Here is a 20,859-nt window from a genome sequence, read left to right as displayed (position 1 = left end):
CGTTGTTTTACGCGCGCGCGCACCAGTGCGCACGATAACCCCACCGCAGGAAACGTCAGACGCAACATGCCGCACATAACCAAGTTATAGGTTCTACCTGCAAACGCGGTCGAAGAAGCACCACGCCTGCGCTTACAATCGTTGCACAGCAACGGAAAGGAACCCCGACAATGCCTTTTGACTTCCCACCATGTGCTCATCCGCGACTGATCAACCGCCTCGCTCGCGCAAACGCACTAAACGATCCCGCAACCTGTGATACTTGGCTGCGGGACCGCGTTGACGACGCCAAACGGCGTCAGCTTCTGGACGAACTGTTCCCTACCTGCGACGCAATTGCCGCATGAATGCCATCCGTCGGCGAGCAACCTCACGCTGCTCGTCGGCCGCCGCTTCATCGTCGATCCTGCCAATCATCGCCTCGAAACTACCCTCAGCTAGTGAGCGAGGAATACCATCTGGGTATTCTTCGCGACGTGTAGGTGGTGACTTCCAACCGTTCCCGCCGCTTGGCGGCTCGCGCTCGTCTTGGCGCAGTACCATCCCAGCCAAGGTTTCGTCGATCCACTCATCGCGGATAGCCATCATCTCGTCCCGCGATAGATGTTCGCGCTTGATCCCAGTCATGAACAGGTCTTTTTCCTGCATCGTCGCCTCCCGCCAATCAGGTCCGTCCTTGACCATCGCGAAAGGTTCGATGTCTTCGACCTTGTAACGATCACCGGCCCAGTAGAAGCAAACCCTGTGCTTGATCGTATAGGTCTCAGTGGTCGTGTAGGGCTTGTCGTAGGCAAACTCAGCAACCTCGACACCTTCAAACTCCTGATCATTCCAAGGTTCAACTGGTTCCGAGAAATGCGTGACACCGGACACAGCGCGAGGACGCGAATAGGTCAACTTCGCCGTCGGAATATCAGGAAGCGTCAGCACAGAATCTGCGAGCGCCCACGCCAAACCGATCTCTTCCTCTGACCGCCCATGCAGGCCTGCATTGCCCGCACGACGGCGCAATTCCTTCTCAGGGGTCACGCGCTCGCCTAATTCGTCGAGCCGCCACTCTCCATCAACGACAAACCACGTCTGAAATTCTGGGTCTTCGTCGGCTTCGAGCGCACGAACAAGCGCGCGGTCAGTTTGAAACTGATCGCACGCCGCCTTGAGTTTCTCCGACCATTCATCGAGGCGCTCTTGCACCCACGACCGATCCTTCTCGCTCAGCGGCTGGGACGACATTCGCTCAAATCGCGTCCACGAGATAGCGTCTTTGAGGCGCAGCGTTTTGAACCACCAGTTTATCGGAGCGTAGAGAGGCATGTCTTCGATCTGGCTTGGTGGTTTGCACCACGCCCAAGGATCGTCACGCATTTCACTGAAAAGAACGTCCAGAGCGTCAGCTACAGGTTTGACCACAGGCATCGACGTGAGCGCCTTTGACACTGTGCTTTTGTGTATCGGTCCAGTCAGACCGACGCGTTCCCAGTTCTCCGCGATCCACGCCTCGACGCGCATGTTCTGACCGAGTGTGAATTGACGTATCGCTTCCGCCTGAGCGACGACGACTGTGTCTGCTTTCGTTGCCATCACACATGCCCCACTTCTTTTTGTTTCGCCCACGCCATCACCTCATGCAGGTCATAGCGCACCGTCCGCTGACTGAAATAAATCGCGGGCGGAGCGTCACCGCGCTCTTTCATGTCGTAGAGCGCCCGTTCCGAGATTTGCAGGAAGTCGCAAACTTGGAGAGGAGTCATCATGCGAGGATTGTTCAAACGTATTTCGAGTTCTTCAATGCGCGACTCGAGTGCGCGTAGTTCTTGAGCCATCAACAGGTCCTTCTGTCCATCTTTGAACAAACAGGGCCCTCTGTTGATACTCGCTGGTGCGGGCTGTCACTCAGGTCCGCTTCCAGCGCGGCGCTCCCTAAGCTAGTTTCGCACCCACCGTCACGGCGCGCGGCGTCTCACGACGCGGCATCAAGTGCACCATCACCTTAGTGCAGCATTGGTTAACAAACAATTTAGAAAGAAGGTTCTACCTTTATTCGCTCGAAATACACTTTCTCAATGTCCTCGACGGCGCGGCGATTGCCCATGCGCTTGAGGTATTTCATCAACATGTCGCTGCCCTCTCCCGCCTTCTTGTCACCGCGCAGGAAGTGGGCGACGTAGTCGGGCAAGAACGCTTCGGCTGACGCCTGCATGAAGTGACGCCGCCCGTCGTGGGGCAGAAACACGCGCACGTCCTCGTCGTTGATCTGTGCGAACGTGCCTTTGGGGTCAGTGATGTATCCCGTGGCAGACGACGCCGGAAACACCCACTCGCTGCCTGTCCCCCTAATTTCTTTCAGCATGTCGATCACGGTGTCCATGACGGGCAGCGTGCGGGCGAGTTTGTTCTTCATTTTGGTCAGATGGATCGTCTTGTTCTGCAAATCGACCTGATCCCATGACAGTGAACAAACATTCCCGGAACGGATGCCTGTCAGGAACATGACGGCAACTGCTGTTCCGATAATGACGTTCTTCTCCCGCCGCGCCATGATCGCCTCCCAGATCACTGACCAGTCGTCGGCGTCGAGGTCGTGAGCATTGGCAGCAGCCGTCCACTGCGCCTCTGTCTCGTCGCTCTTGGCAACGCGCGTCTTCTTCTGGGCGACGGGATTGACCACAGGCGCGAAGTTGAACGAGTTACCAATACCGATGCGCACAGCGCGCGCCGTCGCCTGCTTGCCGTCTGCCATCAAGCGGTTGAGGACTGCCTGCACATTGGCCGAGGTCACGTCCGCAACGTTACTGTCCATGATCTCCTTCGCGTGCATCTCAAGCTGGCGGGACATGCGGTGTCTATGATCGTCAGACATACCGCCTTGCGCCTGCGACGTGTCGCACCAGAACGTCCACCCATCGCGCACCGTCTGAATGTCACTCTTGGCAACGCCTGTCTTGGTGTCGCCTTGTTTAAACGCCGTGGAGGCGTCCAAGGCAGGAAACGCCCCGACCTTGATCGACTTCGTTTTCCCGTCAACGCGGCGCTTGATATACCAAGTGCTCTTGGTTTTGCCGACGTTGAGATAGAGGCCCGGAAAGCGGTCGCCGTCGTGTCGATACATGCCCGGTGGGGTTTTCAGCAGGCGTGCGGGTTTGGTGAAGTCGATAGCGGTGGTCATCTGTCATGCTCCGTTTTTGCAACGTTTTGCAACGCACCACGTCACTAAGGCGCATTCCGGCGCACTGTCAACCGATTGATTATCGTTGCAAAATAGGTGCAAACCACTGTTTTTACTGACGAACCGCATTAACATGCACTAAGTGAATAAATGTCGTCGCTTGACTGTTAATCAATTGGTCGTAGGTTCGATCCCTACCGTCGGAGCCATTTACAACGTAAGTTGTTGAAATACCTACCGAAGTCACAGCGTGGCTTCGTAGGTGTGGCATCAGGGTGTTACATCCTCCTGTAGCCAGATGGCATGACCGTTTCGTATCCGTCCCAATCGGATCTGAAACGAATGTTGAACCAACCCCATCTCTCAAAACGCGGAAATACCTATCAATGGCGGCGTCGATTACGCCGACAATCCACAGGAATCGTCGATATCAAGCTCTCGCTAGGGACGACAGACCTACGCTGCGCACATATATTGTCCCGCAGGATCAGTGCGGAAAGCGATATCGTTATGGAGCAACTCAGACACCAACACATCACGTCAGACATGGCGCGGCGCTGGCTTGCCAGTGTCATCACCAAAGAGCGAGAGAAGATCGAGAATTTAAAACTGCTGCATCGATTTGACTCCCGCGATCCCGCTGACGACAATCGGCACGATCAAGCTACTGCTGACGCTTGGGCAAAAGTGAATGCCGACGGCCTGCACGGTGCGACGTCTGATGAGCCCTTGGTATCTTTGAATCTGGACATCATCCGCGATGACCTCAGCAGCGAAGCTCGCCAAAACATCATTCAACGCGATTTCAAGGCATTAACGGGCCATCCACAGCTTTCGGCCTTTGAACGTGCAAAGCTGGTATCCTTGCTGATCGCTGGGAAGTCCGCTGCATGGAACCGGCACGAAGAGGCCTTGGCAGATATCGAAACGGCGGCGGATGACCTTTGGGACAGGGCCTCTCAATTGCTCACACCAGAGCCAGAGGCGCCCGCCGCCCCCCTGCAGCTTGTCCCTGCCCCCGAGGTAGAAGCAGACACTCTCGATCCCGACATGCACGCCGTTGTGTCCCGCATGAACGACATGAAGCGCAGCGAAGGCATCGAGGAAAAGACCCTGCGCCAATATGAGAGCTTTGCTGGCCTGTTTACCACGCTGACGGGCATTCGCGACGTGCGCCAGATTCGGCAAACGGATGCCACGGGATTTCGCGCGGCGCTTTACAAGCTGCCGAAAAGTTGGGGCAAAAGCCCTGCAGACCGCAATGCCACCCGTGAAGAAATCATGGCCCGTGCCGCCAAACTGCCACCGGAAAAGGTCGGGCTGTCCATCGGCACGATCAACCGCCATCTTGAGCATCTGGGCCAGATTATTGAGTGGGCCTCGGATGAGGGCATTGCGGTTAATTCCAAGCTCAAACCAGGTAAACTGCCCCGCAAGGACACTGTTCGCGACTGTGACAAGAAACAGGCGTTCACCGAGGCAGAATTGCACCGCCTGTTCAAATCTCCAGCTTGGACCGGATCGAAGTCCGAACATCACCAAACTGATCCGGGCACCAATATCTACCGCAACGGCGTTTATTGGTCGCCTTTGGTTGGCGCTTTTACAGGGGCGCGGCGTGAAGAAATCGCCGGTCTGGCCCCTGCTGACATTGTTGAGCGCGATGGCATCCCTTGCCTCAGCATCGAGGATTCCGAAATGCGGCGGATCAAGAACATCTCTTCAAAACGGCTCGTGCCGATCCACAGCAGTTTGATCACGCTGGGTTTTCTGGATTTTGTGGAAGCCGCCCGCGCAAAGGGGCAAGCCGAGCTGTTCCCCGACCTGCGCGAACCTGCAACCGGGAAGCATGGCCGCAAACTTGGCCGCCGGATGCGCCAGATCGTCGACAAAACCTTTGGCACCGAAGGTGCTGGCCTGTCGTTCCACAGCCTGCGCCACTACGTTCAGGGCATGCTGGAACACGTTCCCGAAGTGACCGACAAGGTGCTGCGCGATATCGTCGGTCATGAGGGTAAAGACACCCATGAGCGCACTTATAGCAAACCTACGCCGCCCGCTGTCCTGCAAGCGGCCATCGAGAGGTTGCCAGCCCTGATCTGATCATGTCCCCGGCCCGTCAGACGTCGGGTCGGTTTCTGAGTTTGCATTCAGAATGCGGGTCAACTCGGCCCGTTGCTCCGCCTCCATTTTCTCGCGCTGTTCGAGAACATATGCTGCATCTGCGGCAATCTTTGCGCGCTCGAGGCTCAAGGTTTCTTCAATCGTGCGGCTGATTGATTGCGCGAGGGGGATCAGTTTCGGCATCACAGGCTGAATGCGTGCCGCAATCCGCCTGCGGTCCTCTTTGGTTTTCGGCGCATTCGGCCCCCAGCCCAGCTTTTCCTCGCTTGGCTTTGGCCCCGATATCCAGCGCAAGACGGCACCGCCAAGCATATCGATGCCTTCCACCAGCGTTTTGATCAAAGACACCGCCTTTGAGAGTTTTGCCTCTGCAGTCACCACCTTGGCCTCTACATCCGCCAACTCAGCCTCTGCCACCGCCCGCTTTCTTTTCTCCGTGTCTAAAGCCAGCGCTTCGGCCTGCCTTGCCGACCTCAGTGACCGAATTTTTCTTGAAGCCAGGGCCAATTCCTCACTTTCCTTCTTCGCCGCCGACCGAAGGAGATCAAGCTTGTGGCCCTGCTCCGCCACCTCATCCTTAACCTGATCCCGTTCCAACGCAGCGCACTCAACCTCCACCAACACATCAGCCAGCCCTGTCTTTGCCTTTTCTGTTTCCGCCCTCACCCCCTGCAATTTCTCGACCTCAACACCCATCTCCTCCTTCACCTGCTGAATCTCTCCCGCCGCCGCTTGCGCTGTCTGAACAATATTTGCTGCCTTTTCTTCGATGATACCGAGCGTAGCTTCGGCATCAGCCCGCTCTTTGCGGGCGCTATCCGCTGCCCGCTCCTCTTCTTTGCGGCGGCGCTCTGCCGCCGCCACCTCGCGCGTCGCGGCCTCTTTCCTGCGACGCGCCTCCTTGACCGCACGTTTGCGCGATTTCCGGATCGTGGCCTTGCCGACGGTCCGTCCTTCATCGACCATCTCTTTGGCTTTGCTCTGTGCAGCATCCAAAATCTCGCTGGATTTCTCATGGCCCGCGGCCTGCTGATCGGCACGCCATTCCGAAGGCGGGATATGGCGGCGCTTTTCGGGCACGTCTTTGCCAGTCTCTTTCGCCACCCGCCGCGCCTCGGCCCGCCGTTCCCCTCGAGCGATGCCAAGGGGGGCGAAAGCCTCTCCTGCCAGATCCTGCGCACGTTCGTAATTCTTCAAAAGCGGGTTCAATGAGGCCTGCAACAAAACCTGCAGCCCGCGATTTGCGGTGACTTTCTCTGTCCAGACCACCGCAACGAAATGGATATGAAAGGCCTCCTCGTCATGATGCGCATTGGCATAGCGCAACTGCCCCGCCGGAAAGTGCTTGAGCAGAAAGTCCATCGCAGCTTTCTTGAACGCGGCAACCTTCTCCGCGTCCCATTCGGCTTGCCCGGTCCCGCCGAACCATTCTTTGTTGACCGTAAGGATACCCTCACGCAAGGGACCGCCGGAACACCGCCGCCAGGGATCGCTTTCCCCTTCGGCGATGAGCGCCTCGCGTTCGGCTTTGCGGCCCTTCTTCCGTAAGGCCTCCATCCGCTCACGGAAATTGTTGCGCTTTGCAGCAGCGACTTCAGTCTTAATCGTGTCCTGCCATTTGGGTTCGCAATGCAGAACCTCATTCAGCTCTGACGCATCCAGATCAACATGAGAGAGGTCACCACCGTTGCGATGATCATGCATATCGAAGCGGCCGAGGTTGTCCGGATGCAGTCCTTGGAACCGCAGCACAATTGGCGGCTTTGTGACGTCGACGGGTCGGGGATTGTCAAACTTGGCATGAACGGACATGGTGAACCTCGGGTTATCTGCTTTCCCCAAGAATACCCGATAGCCCTGAAAATCCCGGCACAAGTCGCGGCGGTTTTCTGTGGATTAAGCATCACGAACCCGTGAGAATTGCCGCTGCGCTACTCACTAGACATGTTGCGGTCGGGGCAAGGCCCCTCCCACAACATGACGTTCGCTCAGGGGATACCCCCGAGCCCCCTTCTCGTCAGATCCGTCCGGGCCAAGCCCTTCCTGATCCTCCTGCGACCAGCAGACTGCTGGACCCTAACGTTATGCAAAATTGTTTTTCTTACAACGCGTTGAGAGCGGCTTTGAATGCCACAACATCAAGCAAATATTTCCTCCTTGCATCCATCGCGGTCGGCCCACTATACATATCTGCATGATGAAGCACCTTTCCATTCGAATTAGTCGCATAGGCTCATAAGACCCTTTCCGGGTCCATGACGGCTGCTGCTCTGTAATCGAATGCTGCCCCTTCTGGGGCGAATGAAAGGCCCTCCCCCATGACCACCTCTACCGTGCCCGCCCGTTTCGTCGGGTTTGACTTGCCCACATCGCCAGAAGATTCCGTCGAGAAAGTCCGTGATCGCCTGATGCGCAGCCAGCAAGCCCGCGCAGCGCGGCGGACTACTGCGCCCGCGATCACAACTACGCCGGATTGTTTGGACGCTCTTCTCGATGATCTGCACGATACGTCCTCAAGCAATACCTCTTAGGCCTGTCCGCCTTCCGTGGGGACACCCAGCCGAGCGATCACTTGGAGCCGCCGCTACATGCGCCGCCGCACGGAGAGCCTTGAGCGGTTGAACCACCTCAAACGCGACGACCGCGATCCACTGCTCGCAGCCGCCAACGACGCCCGTGCAGTTGGCGTGGTTGACCGTGACCAGATGGAAGAGCTGATCGCAAATTTGCACGCGATCTATCCATGGCTGGCCTCGGCTTCAACGGCGGTCATGAAGCAAATGCGGCTGCGCACCCTCACCGGCCCCGCCCCTTTACTTACACCGCCGCTGATCCTCCTTGGTCCACCCGGTATCGCGAAATCAAGCTGGGCGCGTGATCTGTGTCGGGTGTTCAACGTGCCATCGGTCGATATCGACGTGGGCGCAAGTAATGGCGCGACCTTTTCGGTGTCAGGCGTTGAGCGCGGTTGGGGCTCCGCCACGCCCGGTCGCGTGGTGCGGACAATGCTGCGCGAGCGTATTGCGAACCCGCTAGTGATCCTGGACGAGGTCGACAAAATCCCGGAACAGGTAGCCACCAGCGGCGGCGGCAAGCTGCCCGGCGCATTTGAAGTCTTGAAAAGCATGATCGAGCCGACCACGGCCCGCGCATGGTCCTGCCCGTTCTACCAACTCCCTTTCGACCTGACGCAAGTGAGCTGGATCATGACCACGAATTCGGTCGACCATATGCCCGCTGCCTTTCTGGACCGCTGCAAGATCATCCGTCTGGATACCCCGAGCTTTGACCATCTGGCTGCCGCCGGAACCCGCCTGCTGCGCGACCGCTTGCTCGATGATCAGCATGATCTTGGCGGCGAACTGCTGAACGAGGGGCTGCGCATGCTTGAGAAAAAGCATGCTCGCGTATCACTGCGGCAAGTTGAAAGGATGGTTGAAACTCTGGTCGAAGGGCTGAGCAACCCGAGGCTGATTTAACATGGGGACGGACGGCGTCTCAAGGTTGGAAAACATATGTTCCAACCTTGGGCACAGCATCACCATGCGCATGATTACTAAACGCAATCTGTTTTAGCCTTCGCTTATTTTCATTTCCTGCTCAAATAAAGATACGAAATCAGGTAAGCTAATCCCACAACAGAGAGCAATTTCCCTGACCTCAATCAAAGTCAGTTTCCGTTGTCCGGACTCGTATTTCGAGACGTAACTTTGAGGATGCCTCAGCTTTTGGGAAAGCTGCGTTTGCGTGAGCTGTGCAGTTATCCGAATACCGATCAATATCTCTCGTTGAATTGTGTTTTGCACGTTTTGCTGATCGTTATCCATTTTCTCACTTGACCCAGAGACTCTGCCCCTCTAGTAAACACTATCCCGTTTTGGGATAGAGTTTACGCCGGAGTGCAAAGCCTTGCCTACAACTGTCCAAGACTCACATTGCCTGAAAGTGCAGGAATACCCAAGCCTTGTTAAGTACATGGGGTCAAAGTCCAAAATCATTGGATTCGTTCTTAATGGCATCAACCACGTACGCGACGACCGCCCAATATGTGACTTGTTCTCAGGAAGCGGTTCTTTATCAGGTGCGATTGGACAGCAAGCCACAGTCGTCTCAAACGACATTCAATCCTATTCTGGCTTACTCGCTGATACCTACAACCGAGCCTATCGCGATCAGACGACGCCAAGCGCTGACCACCTTTTGGCGCTTGCTGATGATATCCTAGAGCGCCGCAAGCGCAAGCTGGTGGTGGACTACGGTAGCGATATGCCGTTCGCGGTCTTCAACGAACATGAGGAACACCAGAGGGCGCTCATGACGCAGGATTTTGATTACAGATGGCACTTGTTCGCAAAGAACTATTCTGGGACTTGGTGGAGCTACGAACAATGCCTCTGGATTGATGCCCTAAGGGAGGTTGCTGAGGGCTTCCGATCCACCCCAATCTATCCCGTCATAATGTCGTCGCTGATGTTCGCTATGGCTTATGCAAGTCAAGGGACAGGGCATTACGCTCAGTATAGGGATGCCAAGACACATTCATCACACAAGGACATCCTGATCTATCGCAAGCGCTCCATTGGCCAGTATTTCGAACGAAAGTACAACGACGTATTAGAGTACATCCCTGATCGACCAGTAATCGCACCCCATCAATCCACTGCCCTCGACTTCAAGGACTGCCTCAAGAACTTCGGGGGCGGTACGGTCTACGCGGACCCCCCGTATTGTTTTGTCCATTACAGCCGCTTTTACCACGCACTGGAAACGCTGGTCCTATATGACTTTCCGAAGCTTCAAACCCAAAGAGGAAAAGTTGTGAAAGGGCGTTACCGCGAGGAACGCCATCAGTCCCCTTTCTGCATCAAATCCCAAGTTCGTGGCGCATTTATAGACCTTTTTGAAGGTGTCAAGGCGAGCGACTCGTCCCTCGTGCTCAGTTATTCAAACACAGGGATGATCTCATTGGATGAGCTTCTAGCGATTGGTGAAAAGGCCTTGCCCAATAAGAAAATTGAAATCCTGACAACAGATCACGAGCACATGACAATGGGCCGGAAGGAAGATAGACAACGTAGTGTGAAGGAAGGGCTACTTCTCGTGCGCGCTTAGAAACAAACTTGCAAACTCCATCCTCATCTCATCACCGACCTGCCGCGGATTTTTTCTCACCGTCGATTTGAAACCGCCCAACATTGCTCTGCCCCCAGAAAAACTGGATCGTCTGAAGCTGGAATTTTCGGAAAAACGTTCCGAGCTGAGCGCATAAGGACAACACAATGACCGCCTCTAATGATCTCAGCCAGTTTCTTGGCACCGACAAATTCTCCACCGTCATGGCGGATCCGCCTTGGCGTTTTCAAAACCGTACGGGAAAAGTTTCACCAGAACATAAGCGCTTGGCGCGCTATTCGACAATGGCGCTAGAAGAGATCTGCGATCTATCCGTAGCAAATCACCTCACAGATAGAGCTCATTGCTACCTTTGGGTGCCAAATGCGCTGCTACCTGAAGGCTTGCAAGTCCTCAAAGCTTGGGGTTTCGAATACAAGTCGAACATCATCTGGGAGAAAGTTCGTAAAGACGGTGGCCCAGACGGACGAGGAGTAGGCTTCTATTTCCGCAATGTTACCGAGATATTACTCTTTGGTACCCGCGGTAAGAACGTACGTACGCTTAGCCCTGGCCGCTCTCAAGTGAACTACATGGAAGCACCAGAGCCAGACGGGGATATTTTCAAAACGCGCAAGCGCGAGCACAGCCGGAAGCCCGATGAACAGTACAGTATCATCGAAGAATGCTCGTGGGGACCATTTTTGGAACTCTTCGGTCGAGGGGTTCGACAGGGATGGACTGTCTGGGGCAACGAGGCAGGTGCAGATTACAAACCGAGCTGGAAAACCTACTCATATAACTCTAGTGTCTCTTCTGAATAGTATTAATATGGATATTCAGACCCTTGGACTGGACTACACTCGAAAGCCGCCCCGGATCTTTCTCTAAAAATTTTGGTTGGGGTGCAGCCCCCGGCCTTACTTTGCTTCATCGAGTGATCAATGCCATCTTCAACGGACAAATGACGCCTGTTCCTCGAGATAACGCGCGAGCAACTATCTCAAGGGTCGCCACCGGCGACCCACTTATCCCTCTGAATTTTTTTCTTTACAACCAAGAGATTGACGGAGAAAACTATATTATCCCTGATCAGCTGGTTCTCGAGGCTCTAGCGAACCCTCACGATCAATCTTTCGATCGGTTAGCTATGTCCGCGCTTAACTTCAGCCGCGTTGGCACTTGGAGAGGCGCGCGCCCTTGGCAAGCATATCCTGCACCTTGGGCCAGAAGATTTGCTGTTGAAGAAGTATGGGATGGCAACAGTTGGAACACACGTAGGATCACTACCGAGCGGATCGAAACCTTCATGGAAGGAAACATGATCTATGGTGGGAATACCCCGCACAAATTCGCAACAAATCTCCATTTCCTATATGATCGCTCAAGCCTTATCGGCCTCACCAGTTCAGAGCGAGAAGACTGGTGGGCCAGCGCCCTGTTTCTGTTCCTCGACCGATGTATGATGGATGGCGAAATCGGCATGGGTATTTCGGCATCCGATATACTGCAGTTTGTTCAAGATGAGGACTTTTGGGCTCTAACGGCGGCGAACCCGACACTTGCTCCTTTTGCAGCTTTGCCGATTATTGAAGAATATCTTGACCTTGGTGGACCAGAGCGCCTGGTAAGTGTTCACGTTGAAACCCCTACTCCTAAACCATCAGCGTTTCCGACAGGACGCGTTGATGCATCGAAGAAAGCATCAAAACCCAGGAAACCTGCAGATCTGACACTTACTCAAGTTCAGCGAGTTTACGCACAAGCTCAAAGGCAAGTCCGCAACAGGAAACATGCATCATGGGTCAAAAGTGCATATGAAAACAAATGCGCGATCTGCGGCATAGCGCTTGTAGTCGATGCTCGAGGAACAACCTATTCGGAAGCAGGCCATGTTCAGCCAATTGGGGACCCTTTCAAAGGCCCTGACCACCTGACTAACATTCTTCCGTTCTGCCCCAACCACCACAAAGCCTTCGACCGTGGAGGGGTATGGATCGATCCCAATGGTAGCACACCTATCATTCGTAGTGTTACGATCGACAAGCAATTTGACGGTCGAAAACTAGAAGTCCTGAAAGAGCATAACTTCGACATCAGCTTTGCAGAATGGCACGCTAAGTATTTCGGGCACTTCTGAAGGCGCTTTGCAGCTACAAGAGTGTTGGTTGTTTCGGTTGCTTGTCCGACAATCCAGACTCGGAAAGCAACCGATTATAGAGCGTGGATACTCCTGAACTCCCTGGCAAAAAGTGCTCTCTCGTTAGTTCGCGGTCAGGAATGCTGATACCTCGAAACACTTCGTCACAAGCTTCACGGGTCAGTATTTCACCTTTGTCACATTTAGACAAATAGACGGGGCGCAAAAACTTCATCAGAGCACCATATCCAGTGGTTCGGTTCAGGACAGTGCCTGCTGGCGCATCGTCCCAGAGTTTTGGCCATCTCGCTTTAACCGCATTGAAGTAGTTCGTAAGGCAGAGAAAAACTGCCGCATCGTTGTCGTCGTCGTAGAAGGGCTGGAAGATATGCCTAGTCCAGGCGTTTACGGGCCTCTTCGATGAAAAGATGCCTTTGTAACGCTTATTGCGGTCGCCTTCCGGATCCGGCGTGATGTAGTCGAGTACGGGCTTTACGACAGTTGCCTGCGCAAGCGTTTGAATATGCCCCTTCCCTGCTTCAGCCTTTCCAAGTCGCTTAATCTTGTCATGAAATGGCCCATCTTCATCATGGTTCATAGCCAAGATGGTTTCGTGAGCAAACTTCATGGGCCCGCGTTCTTCATAAAACGAAGCAAGGTCCACAACCAGGCTGGGGTTCACCTTTGTTTGCGCCTGATTAACCCGAGCAAAGATTTCGGCTTTATCCGCCTCTGACGCGCCTATGAAAACTGAAACATTGACATCAAATAGCTTTCCGTCCTGTAGGCCCTCTAACCCTGCTACTCGGTGCTGGCCATCTATGATGAAAGCAACACGGTCGAGCGGCGTGTAGTCTTCTTCACCTTCTTCGCCAAAGGTTTGAAGTGTCATATTAAATAAAGATGGTTCGCCACTTGAGTCATTTATTAGAGGTTCAAATTCGACGCATTCAGGAGGAACCGAGATAATAACGGAAGTTGGAAAGGTAGCGTATTCTAGATTTACGTAGCGCTTAATCTCATTGATGCGGCCTTCATTCCTCTCACGCTGAATGCCAGCAATCTTTCGTTGCTTGCCTTCGAGAAACTCTCGAATTTCAACATATGAAATGGCTCGTAGTGCACGCGACTCTATTCGGCCAACATAAAATTCTCCGATCGGCTGAGAGACACGCGAGACCGCTATTCGGACATTTTCCATCTTACTTTCCAAGTTTCGCCGCCTTTAATGCTATACTTCCAACCCTCTTTTTTTCTGCCGCTCCCGCCTCTTCCCCTGATAAAATAGTGGGTGCCAGCAAAAGAATGCAAAACCAAAGGAAATGAAGCCAAAAATAGAACATCCACAGGCGCGAAAGGTTAACCTCACTCAGCACAGATTTTTCAAAGCCTGGGTTCAAACCAACAATAAACGCAGTAGCGAACACTGGTCCAAGAAAAAGAATGTAAATTGCGATTGAGATGATTGAGTTCATAGACCCGTGTTTCCGCAACGCCAGAAACATGAGCCCAGAAACAGCAAGAACCGATAGTCCAATCTGGCCCCCGCTGAAGTATCGAGAGAATGCTGAGAATGCTGAGGGTGCTGAGGATGCTGAGGATGCTGAGGATGCTGAGGATGCTGAGGATGCTTCAATCTCAATGCTTTGACCAGATAGAACAAGAGCAATTAGAAGAACAATTCCGAGTGTCCCAAGTAGCGACGCAAGGACCTCGGTGAGAGCGTCCTGCCAATTTTTCAACAACGAATCCAGCATTCTAGGCCTTGATATTTCTTCGACTTAAAGTTGAGCTATCGAGCGCTGAGTGTCAAGCTAAGTGCATTCGCAGGACGGCCAATTGCGTGTACATTGCGCCCCCCGGTTGTCAAATCCTGTCCGATGCGGACACAACCATACACCTTCCAAGAGAGCTCAAAAACTCTTAAAAACTTACTGCCTCAGTTGCGTGAGCATCTGGTATAGGCTATGGATAAATTGCGGCATCATACTGCGACATCACCCTCGGTTACGTTGCGGTCATATCTATATTTTTCAATGGCTTATAAGGTCTTTGAAAATGGCTCCGATCCCTACCGTCGGAGCCATTTTCCCTTTTCTTTGCAGCCGGCAAAGGTTATTGGCTGCACCAGATTGCAGTAATTACAGGGTGTATGGCGCACAGGTTCTGGAATGTTTCAAAACTGGGAACCCGTCTCCTCTCCATTATCAACATCCCGTCTTTCACCATCCGAATGCTTGAACCCCAAGCCGTTTCACGCGACGGTCATCGCATGTCTGCGCCAGCTTCCATCACCCTCACATCCGAACGTCTCACCGCAGAGATCCTTCTGAGCGGTGCCACGCTTACAGCAGTTCGGGCCGGGCGGTCACAACGCAATCTGGTGCTTGGGTTCGCGGACCCGCTCGATCATCAGCAAGTCGCGGTCTACGCAGGTGCGATTGTCGGACCCGTCGCAAATCGAATTGAAGGCGGGCGCGTCACAATCCGTGGCAAAACCTATCAGATGCCCCGTAACGAGAACGGCGAAACCTGTCTGCATTCCGGCCCCGATGGCATCCATGCGCGCGATTGGATGATCTTGTCGCAGTCACCCACTGCCGTCGCGCTGGGTCTTACGCTCGGGGATGGAGATCAAGGCTTGCCGGGTGAGCGTCATTTGACCGCAGAATACGCCTTGAACGACGACACCCTGACGCTTTCCATCACTGCTCGAACGGACCAACTTACCCCGATAAACATTGCGGCACACCCTTACTGGAACCTCGACGGGTTAGCAGATGTCAGCGGGCACCGTTTGATGGTGACAGGCGACAGGTATTTGCCGACGGGGCCGGATTCACTGCCCACAGGTGAGATCTCTCAGGTCGCACAGACGGATTTCGATTACCGGCACTCCGTGCCCCTGCAACTCGACCCTGCTCTGGATGTGAACTTCTGCCTTGCTGCGAAAGATCGCGCTGACCCTCAACACGCTGCCACACTGACCGGATCGGATGGCACAACGCTAGAGATCGCGACAACCGCGCCGGGCCTTCAGGTCTATAGCGGCGCTTTCCTACCGGAGCGAGCGGGCATCCTTTCGGAAGGTCGTGATCTGCGCCCCTACGCAGGCGTCGCGCTTGAGCCGCAAGGGTGGCCGAATGCGCCGCATCAACCCGCGTTCCCCCAAATTACTGTGTCCCCTGGAGAGACGTGGAAACAGGTAACAACTTACAAGATCAAGACGCCTGACTAACGACGCTGCGCATCGGATCTGTCCCTGCCACATTATCGCCGCAATTCCGCCCAGCTTTGGCCGCGTCCTTGTACGATGCTTGTAGGATCAAGCCGGACAGAAGGCTCTGGCACTGCATAAGGAATTCTCCGATGGCACGTTCAGAAGCACCAAAACCCGCTCCGTCTGCTCCCGCGTCGCAGGCATCAGCCCCCAAACCAGCACCGACACCGGTCTTCACGGATTACGCAAGCTTGTAAGGGTTTGCCCCCCTTCTGCTTTTCCGGCGGGAACTGATGTGAAAGACGCGCGTTTCTTTTCTATGGAAACGCAAAACACACCCCACCCCCACGCAAAAGATCTTGACCGACTGCGCCGCTTGGCCAACCGGATGGATAATGCAGTTCGGCTGCCTATTGTCGGTGTACGGGTTGGTTGGGACGCGGTGCTTGGCCTCGTGCCTGGCATCGGAGATGCGCTTGCTCTTGCCCCCTCGGCCTACATTATCAAGGAATCGCACCGCATGGGCGTTCCTGCCCCAACACTTGCGCGGATGGGCATGAACAGCGGGATAGACCTGTTGATCGGCTCGATCCCCCTCGTAGGTGACATTTTCGACATTGGTTGGCGGTCCAAAACCCGAAACGTCGATCTGTTGGAAACGCATTTGAACCGCGTGGCTTCAAAGAAAAAGGCCGCATCTCTGCGGCCTTCTGTTTCGCAATAAGCTCAGAGCGGCTTAGCCGACCAATTCAAGACCTGAGAAGAAGTATGCGATCTCTTCTTTAGCTGTCTCTGGCGCGTCTGAACCGTGAACAGAGTTTTCGCCAACACTTTCAGCAAATTCCGCACGGATCGTGCCGGCTGCTGCGTCTGCCGGGTTTGTGGCACCCATAACTTCGCGGTTCTTCGCGATGGCGTTTTCGCCTTCGAGAACCTGAGCAACGATTGGCGCAGAAGCCATAAATTCACAAAGCTCGTCATAGAACGGACGCTCGGCGTGAACTTTGTAGAACTCGCCCGCTTGCGCTTTGCTCAAGTGGATGCGCTTGGAGGCTACAACGCGAAGACCTGCGTCTTCGAATTTCTTGACGATTGCGCCAGTCAGGTTGCGCTTTGTTGCATCTGGTTTGATGATGGAAAATGTGCGTTCGAGGGCCATGGAATGCTCCGTTTAAAGGTGTGTCAATTGCCGCGCGCCTACCATAGCAAAAACCGATTGGAAAGGTCCCCGCGCGCGTTTCACACGTCCTTGTCCAGCCGCCGCGCCGCCAGAGCCGCGATGAGCGAAAGAAACACCACGCAGATCATCATCGAAAGCAAACGTTCCGGCGTTGCAGCAAGGCTCAATAGCGCCGTGGCCACTGCAGTCAGTGCCGCCCCGATCGCCAGCGCAAGCGCACCTGCCACGCCTGCAGCAGTCCCAGCAAGCCGGGGGCGCACGGACAAGGCACCGGCATTGGCGTTAGCAAGTGTCAGCCCGTTCCCGAATCCAACCGACAATGTCGCAGCGAATAGAACCAGCACCTGATCCCCACCCAACGAAAAGTAGAGCCAACCGATAGAAAGGATGGCAAGCGGCAAAAGCCGACCCGTCAAAATAAGGGCCATGGGGCCAGTGCGTGACACCAATCGGGCGGAAACTGCTGATCCCAACATGAAACCGCCTGTGATTGACCCGAGCCCTAGACCGACCTGCGCCGCCGTGAGGCCAAACAGCGCAACAGCCACGAAAGGTGATCCTGTCAGGAAGACGTAAAATGCCCCTACTCCCAATGCCTGACAGAAGGCGTAAGCCCAGAATAGGGGTGTTGTTAAAAGGCCGGATATCCGCTCGGGCGGCTGGCCGGGTGTCTTGACCTGCGTCTCTCCCAGATCGTGCCACATCAGCGCCAGTAAACCGGTCCCGATGACGGCATAGACAACAAATACCGCGCGCCAGCCCATGACGCTTGTCAGCACACCGCCAAGCATCGGGGCCAGCATCGGTGCGATCGCCATGGCCGAGGCGATAGTCGCAAGCTTGGCCGCTGCAACGCGCCCGTCAAACATGTCACGCACGACCGCGGAGGCCAGAACTCCGCCGCCTACGGCGACCGCCTGAACGATTCTTGCCCCCAGGAACACGTGAACGTCCTGCGCCAGCAGGCAGATCACTGAAGCCACGACATAAAGCGCCAGCATGCTCAGCGCGACAGGACGCCGTCCCAGCCTGTCGGACACCGGCCCGATAATCAGTTGCAGGACCGCAGCCGCTCCCATGTACCCCGAAATCGCAAGGCCCATCACCGCCTCGGACACGCCAAAGGCTTTCTGCATTTCGGGCAGCGCCGGCAGGAACATATTCAGCGTCAATACAGTAAGGGCAGTCAACGCAACCAGCGTGCCCAGGTGAGGCGGTGTTCTTTTCATGCGATGCCGCTAGCATGACCTGCTTGGGTCTGCTAGAGCGCGGCCATGTTACGCATCTCAGAAATCAATTACTCCGTCGAAGGCCGCCCGTTGTTCGAGGAAGCTTCCGCCGTCATTCCCGAAGGTCACAAAGTGGGCCTTGTCGGGCGCAACGGTGCGGGCAAGACCACCCTATTCCGTATTATCCGGGGCGAATTAGGTTTGGACGCAGGCGATATCTCTTTGCCCAGCCGCGCCAAGATCGGTGGTGTCGCCCAAGAGGTCCCCTCGTCCGAAACATCTCTGCTCGATACCGTGCTCGAGGCGGATACCGAACGCGCCGCGCTGATGGCCGAAGCCGAGACCGCGACCGATCCTGGCCGCATCTCTGACATCCAGTCCCGTCTGGCCGATATTGACGCCTGGTCTGCCGAAGGGCGCGCATCCTCTATCCTCAAGGGTTTGGGATTTGACGCCGAAGAACAGCAGATGCCCTGTTCTGCCTTTTCAGGCGGCTGGCGCATGCGTGTGGCACTTGCTGGCGTGCTCTTTGCGCAGCCTGATCTTCTGCTCTTGGACGAGCCGACGAACTACCTCGATCTCGAAGGATCAATCTGGCTGGAGCAATACCTCGCCAAGTATCCGCATACGGTCATTATCATCAGCCACGACCGCGGTTTGCTGAACCGTGCCGTAAACGGGATTCTCCACCTCGAAGAGCGCAAGCTGACGTTTTACCAAGGCCCCTATGACCAGTTCGCCCGCCAGCGTGCCGAACAACGCGCTGTGCAGGCCGCAATGGCCAAGAAACAACAGGCGCGCCGCGACCACATGCAGGCTTTTGTTGACCGCTTCAAAGCGAAGGCATCAAAAGCAAAACAAGCGCAATCCCGTCTCAAGATGATCGAGAAGATGGATATGATTGCCAGCCCCGAACAAGCGGCAAAGCGTGTGTTCACCTTCCCCGAACCGGAAGAGCTGTCACCGCCAATCATCCACATCGAAGGCGGCGCTGTCGGCTATACTGAAGACACGCCCGTTCTGTCGCGCTTGAATCTGCGCATCGATCAGGACGATCGCATCGCGCTTCTGGGTAAAAACGGACAGGGTAAATCCACCTTGTCGAAACTTCTGTCTGACCGTCTGGTTTTGATGGGCGGTAAAGCGATCCGCGCCAACAAGCTGCGTATCGGTTTCTTCGCCCAGCATCAGGTGGACGAGCTGCATGTGAACGAAACGCCTTTGCAGCATATGATCTCTGCCCGCCCCGGCATTCTGCACTCGAAACTCCGCGCCCAGCTGGCAGGCTTCGGTCTTGGCCCCGATCAGGCCGAAACCGAAGTGGGCCGTCTTTCGGGTGGTCAAAAGGCGCGTTTGTCGCTGCTTCTGGCCACGCTCGACGCTCCACACCTGCTGATCCTTGATGAGCCGACCAACCACCTCGATATCGAATCTCGCGAAGCTCTCGTCGAGGCGCTGACGCATTATTCAGGTGCCGTTATCCTTGTAAGCCACGACATGCACCTGCTCAGCATGGTGGCTGACAGGCTCTGGCTTGTCTCTGACGGTACGGTCACGCCTTATGAGGACGATCTGGAGTCTTATCGCAAAATGCTGCTGACCCCGACCAAACCTGTCAGCAAGAATGCCAAGCCCAAAGAAAAGCCCAAGGAAAAACGTGCCAGTCGCGATGAAATCCTCAGCCTGCGCTCCGAAGTGCGCAAATCCGAGGCCCGCGTCACCAAGATCAACGAAATGCGCGACAAACTCGCCAAAAAGCTCGCTGATCCTGCCCTTTACGAGGACGGCAAAGTCGGTGAGCTTGAGGTGTGGAACAAGAAGTACGCCGAAGTGATGGACGCACTGGAACGCGCAGAAAGCCTCTGGATGCAAGCCGAAGAAAAACTTGAAAAAGCATCTTCTTAAAGAAAAATCTTCATCCTCCTGATAGCATCAGGCTAGGCATTTTTTGATCGAGGGGCCAACGGCTCTGCAACAGATGAATTGGGCGCGGCCCGCAATTGAGTAACGGTCTATGACACTCGACACAGCGTATATGATCACCGCCCTTGTCACGATGTTCGTGGTGATCGACCCGATTGGTATCGCACCTTTGTTTCTGGCGCTGACCACCGGTATGACGCCCACGCAGCGGCGGCGTATCGCGATACGGGCCGTCTGTGTGGCGGGCTTTGTGTTGGCGCTTTTTGCGTTCTTCGGTGAGGCGCTGTTGGGGTTTGTCGGTATCTCCATGCCTGCGTTCCGCATTGCAGGCGGTATCCTTTTGTTCCTGACCGCCCTCGATATGCTTTTTGAACGACGCACCAAGCGCCGCGAGGACCGGACCGAGGAAGAGGACCACAGCGACGACCCTTCGGTTTTCCCCCTCGCCATACCATTGATCGCCGGACCGGGTGCCATCGCCTCAATCATTCTTCTGATCGGTGAAAAACCGGGGGGCGAAGGGCTTGTCATGGTCCTGTCTATCACTGCACTTGTGCTCGTGGGTATGGCACTGATCCTGTTGGCAAGCAGTTATGTGGACCGCCTGATTGGCAAAACGGGGATTGATGTGATTACCCGCGTCCTCGGCATGCTTCTTGCCGCCCTCTCCGTCCAGTTTGTTCTTGACGGTCTAGCAGCCTTCGGTTTCGGTCCCGGCCCCGGCTGACATTTCTCCAAAACGCTCCTATATCGATCTAAAGAGCG

At 55.1% G+C, this 20,859-nt stretch carries 19 protein-coding genes; 10 read left to right on the top strand and 9 right to left on the bottom strand.

Annotated elements, in window-relative coordinates:
* Positions 1-321 precede the first annotated feature (321 nt).
* The 3 genes from Z946_RS0118605 to Z946_RS0118595 all read right to left on the bottom strand — a co-directional run bounded on the left by Z946_RS0118605 (position 322) and on the right by Z946_RS0118595 (position 3,166).
* Entirely contained in the window at positions 322-1,581 is a 1,260-nt protein-coding gene (locus Z946_RS0118605) for a hypothetical protein (protein ID WP_025057228.1), read from the bottom strand.
* Positions 1,581-1,823, bottom strand: a complete 243-nt coding sequence (locus Z946_RS0118600) for a helix-turn-helix transcriptional regulator (protein ID WP_025057227.1) — start codon at positions 1,821-1,823, stop codon at positions 1,581-1,583. The genes Z946_RS0118605 and Z946_RS0118600 overlap by 1 nt, the downstream gene beginning before the upstream one ends.
* 194 nt (positions 1,824-2,017) lie before the next feature.
* Positions 2,018-3,166, bottom strand: coding sequence for a tyrosine-type recombinase/integrase (locus Z946_RS0118595; RefSeq protein WP_025057226.1), 1,149 nt, complete (start codon positions 3,164-3,166; stop codon positions 2,018-2,020).
* A 303-nt stretch (positions 3,167-3,469) separates the two neighbouring features.
* Between Z946_RS0118595 and Z946_RS0118590 the strand changes: the two genes are divergently transcribed.
* A complete protein-coding gene (locus Z946_RS0118590) occupies positions 3,470-5,269 on the top strand; it encodes a DUF6538 domain-containing protein (protein WP_338152261.1) in 1,800 nt (599 codons plus the stop codon).
* Here the strand turns inward: Z946_RS0118590 and Z946_RS0118585 are convergent, their stop codons facing one another.
* Positions 5,270-7,102, bottom strand: coding sequence for a plasmid recombination protein (locus tag Z946_RS0118585; protein WP_025057224.1), 1,833 nt, complete (start codon positions 7,100-7,102; stop codon positions 5,270-5,272).
* 506 nt (positions 7,103-7,608) lie between these two features.
* On the opposite strand from Z946_RS0118585, the gene Z946_RS0118580 reads away from it, so the two are divergent.
* Together Z946_RS0118580 and Z946_RS20875 are read left to right on the top strand one after the other, a co-directional pair.
* Complete coding sequence (locus Z946_RS0118580) at positions 7,609-7,821, top strand: hypothetical protein (RefSeq protein ID WP_025057223.1); 213 nt, start codon at positions 7,609-7,611, stop codon at positions 7,819-7,821.
* Between the two features lie 57 nt (positions 7,822-7,878).
* Entirely contained in the window at positions 7,879-8,769 is an 891-nt protein-coding gene (locus Z946_RS20875) for an AAA family ATPase (protein WP_052836114.1), read from the top strand.
* A 93-nt stretch (positions 8,770-8,862) separates the two neighbouring features.
* Here the strand turns inward: Z946_RS20875 and Z946_RS21970 are convergent, their stop codons facing one another.
* On the bottom strand, positions 8,863-9,117 hold the full coding sequence (locus Z946_RS21970; RefSeq protein ID WP_025057221.1) for a helix-turn-helix domain-containing protein: 255 nt from the start codon (positions 9,115-9,117) through the stop codon (positions 8,863-8,865).
* A gap of 118 nt (positions 9,118-9,235) precedes the next feature.
* On the opposite strand from Z946_RS21970, the gene Z946_RS0118565 reads away from it, so the two are divergent.
* From Z946_RS0118565 to Z946_RS21200, 3 genes are all read left to right on the top strand, one after another.
* Entirely contained in the window at positions 9,236-10,402 is a 1,167-nt protein-coding gene (locus tag Z946_RS0118565) for a DNA adenine methylase (protein ID WP_206537788.1), read from the top strand.
* 167 nt (positions 10,403-10,569) lie between these two features.
* Positions 10,570-11,226, top strand: a complete 657-nt coding sequence (locus Z946_RS0118560; protein WP_025057219.1) for an MT-A70 family methyltransferase — start codon at positions 10,570-10,572, stop codon at positions 11,224-11,226.
* Between the two features lie 23 nt (positions 11,227-11,249).
* A complete protein-coding gene (locus Z946_RS21200) occupies positions 11,250-12,542 on the top strand; it encodes an HNH endonuclease (protein WP_152540600.1) in 1,293 nt (430 codons plus the stop codon).
* A 13-nt stretch (positions 12,543-12,555) separates the two neighbouring features.
* On the opposite strand, the gene Z946_RS0118550 is transcribed toward Z946_RS21200, so the two are convergent.
* Entirely contained in the window at positions 12,556-13,755 is a 1,200-nt protein-coding gene (locus Z946_RS0118550) for a DGQHR domain-containing protein (protein ID WP_152540599.1), read from the bottom strand.
* Positions 13,745-14,017, bottom strand: coding sequence for a hypothetical protein (locus Z946_RS0118545; RefSeq protein WP_025057216.1), 273 nt, complete (start codon positions 14,015-14,017; stop codon positions 13,745-13,747). The genes Z946_RS0118550 and Z946_RS0118545 overlap by 11 nt, the downstream gene beginning before the upstream one ends.
* A 797-nt stretch (positions 14,018-14,814) precedes the next feature.
* On the opposite strand from Z946_RS0118545, the gene Z946_RS0118535 reads away from it, so the two are divergent.
* Both Z946_RS0118535 and Z946_RS0118525 read left to right on the top strand, forming a co-directional pair.
* Positions 14,815-15,780 carry an aldose epimerase family protein gene (locus Z946_RS0118535; RefSeq protein WP_037969993.1) on the top strand — a complete coding sequence of 322 codons (966 nt, stop codon included), beginning with the start codon at positions 14,815-14,817 and terminating at the stop codon, positions 15,778-15,780.
* A gap of 277 nt (positions 15,781-16,057) precedes the next feature.
* Complete coding sequence (locus Z946_RS0118525) at positions 16,058-16,486, top strand: DUF4112 domain-containing protein (RefSeq protein WP_241461352.1); 429 nt, start codon at positions 16,058-16,060, stop codon at positions 16,484-16,486.
* Between the two features lie 12 nt (positions 16,487-16,498).
* Here Z946_RS0118525 and ndk read toward each other — a convergent pair whose 3' ends face one another.
* Positions 16,499-16,921, bottom strand: a complete 423-nt coding sequence (ndk, locus tag Z946_RS0118520; RefSeq protein ID WP_025057211.1) for a nucleoside-diphosphate kinase — start codon at positions 16,919-16,921, stop codon at positions 16,499-16,501.
* Between the two features lie 80 nt (positions 16,922-17,001).
* Positions 17,002-18,171 carry a Bcr/CflA family efflux MFS transporter gene (locus tag Z946_RS0118515; RefSeq protein ID WP_025057210.1) on the bottom strand — a complete coding sequence of 390 codons (1,170 nt, stop codon included), beginning with the start codon at positions 18,169-18,171 and terminating at the stop codon, positions 17,002-17,004.
* A 45-nt stretch (positions 18,172-18,216) separates the two neighbouring features.
* Here Z946_RS0118515 and Z946_RS0118510 point away from each other — a divergent pair, with 45 nt between their 5' ends.
* Together Z946_RS0118510 and Z946_RS0118505 are read left to right on the top strand one after the other, a co-directional pair.
* A complete protein-coding gene (locus Z946_RS0118510; RefSeq protein WP_025057209.1) occupies positions 18,217-20,076 on the top strand; it encodes an ABC-F family ATP-binding cassette domain-containing protein in 1,860 nt (619 codons plus the stop codon).
* A 109-nt stretch (positions 20,077-20,185) separates the two neighbouring features.
* Positions 20,186-20,821 carry a MarC family protein gene (locus Z946_RS0118505; protein WP_025057208.1) on the top strand — a complete coding sequence of 212 codons (636 nt, stop codon included), beginning with the start codon at positions 20,186-20,188 and terminating at the stop codon, positions 20,819-20,821.
* Positions 20,822-20,859: the final 38 nt, after the last annotated feature.

The organism is Sulfitobacter noctilucicola (assembly GCF_000622385.1).
GTDB lineage: Bacteria > Pseudomonadota > Alphaproteobacteria > Rhodobacterales > Rhodobacteraceae > Sulfitobacter > Sulfitobacter noctilucicola.
Note: the sequence above shows the minus strand (reverse complement) of the source record. Positions and strands in the feature narration are given on the sequence as shown.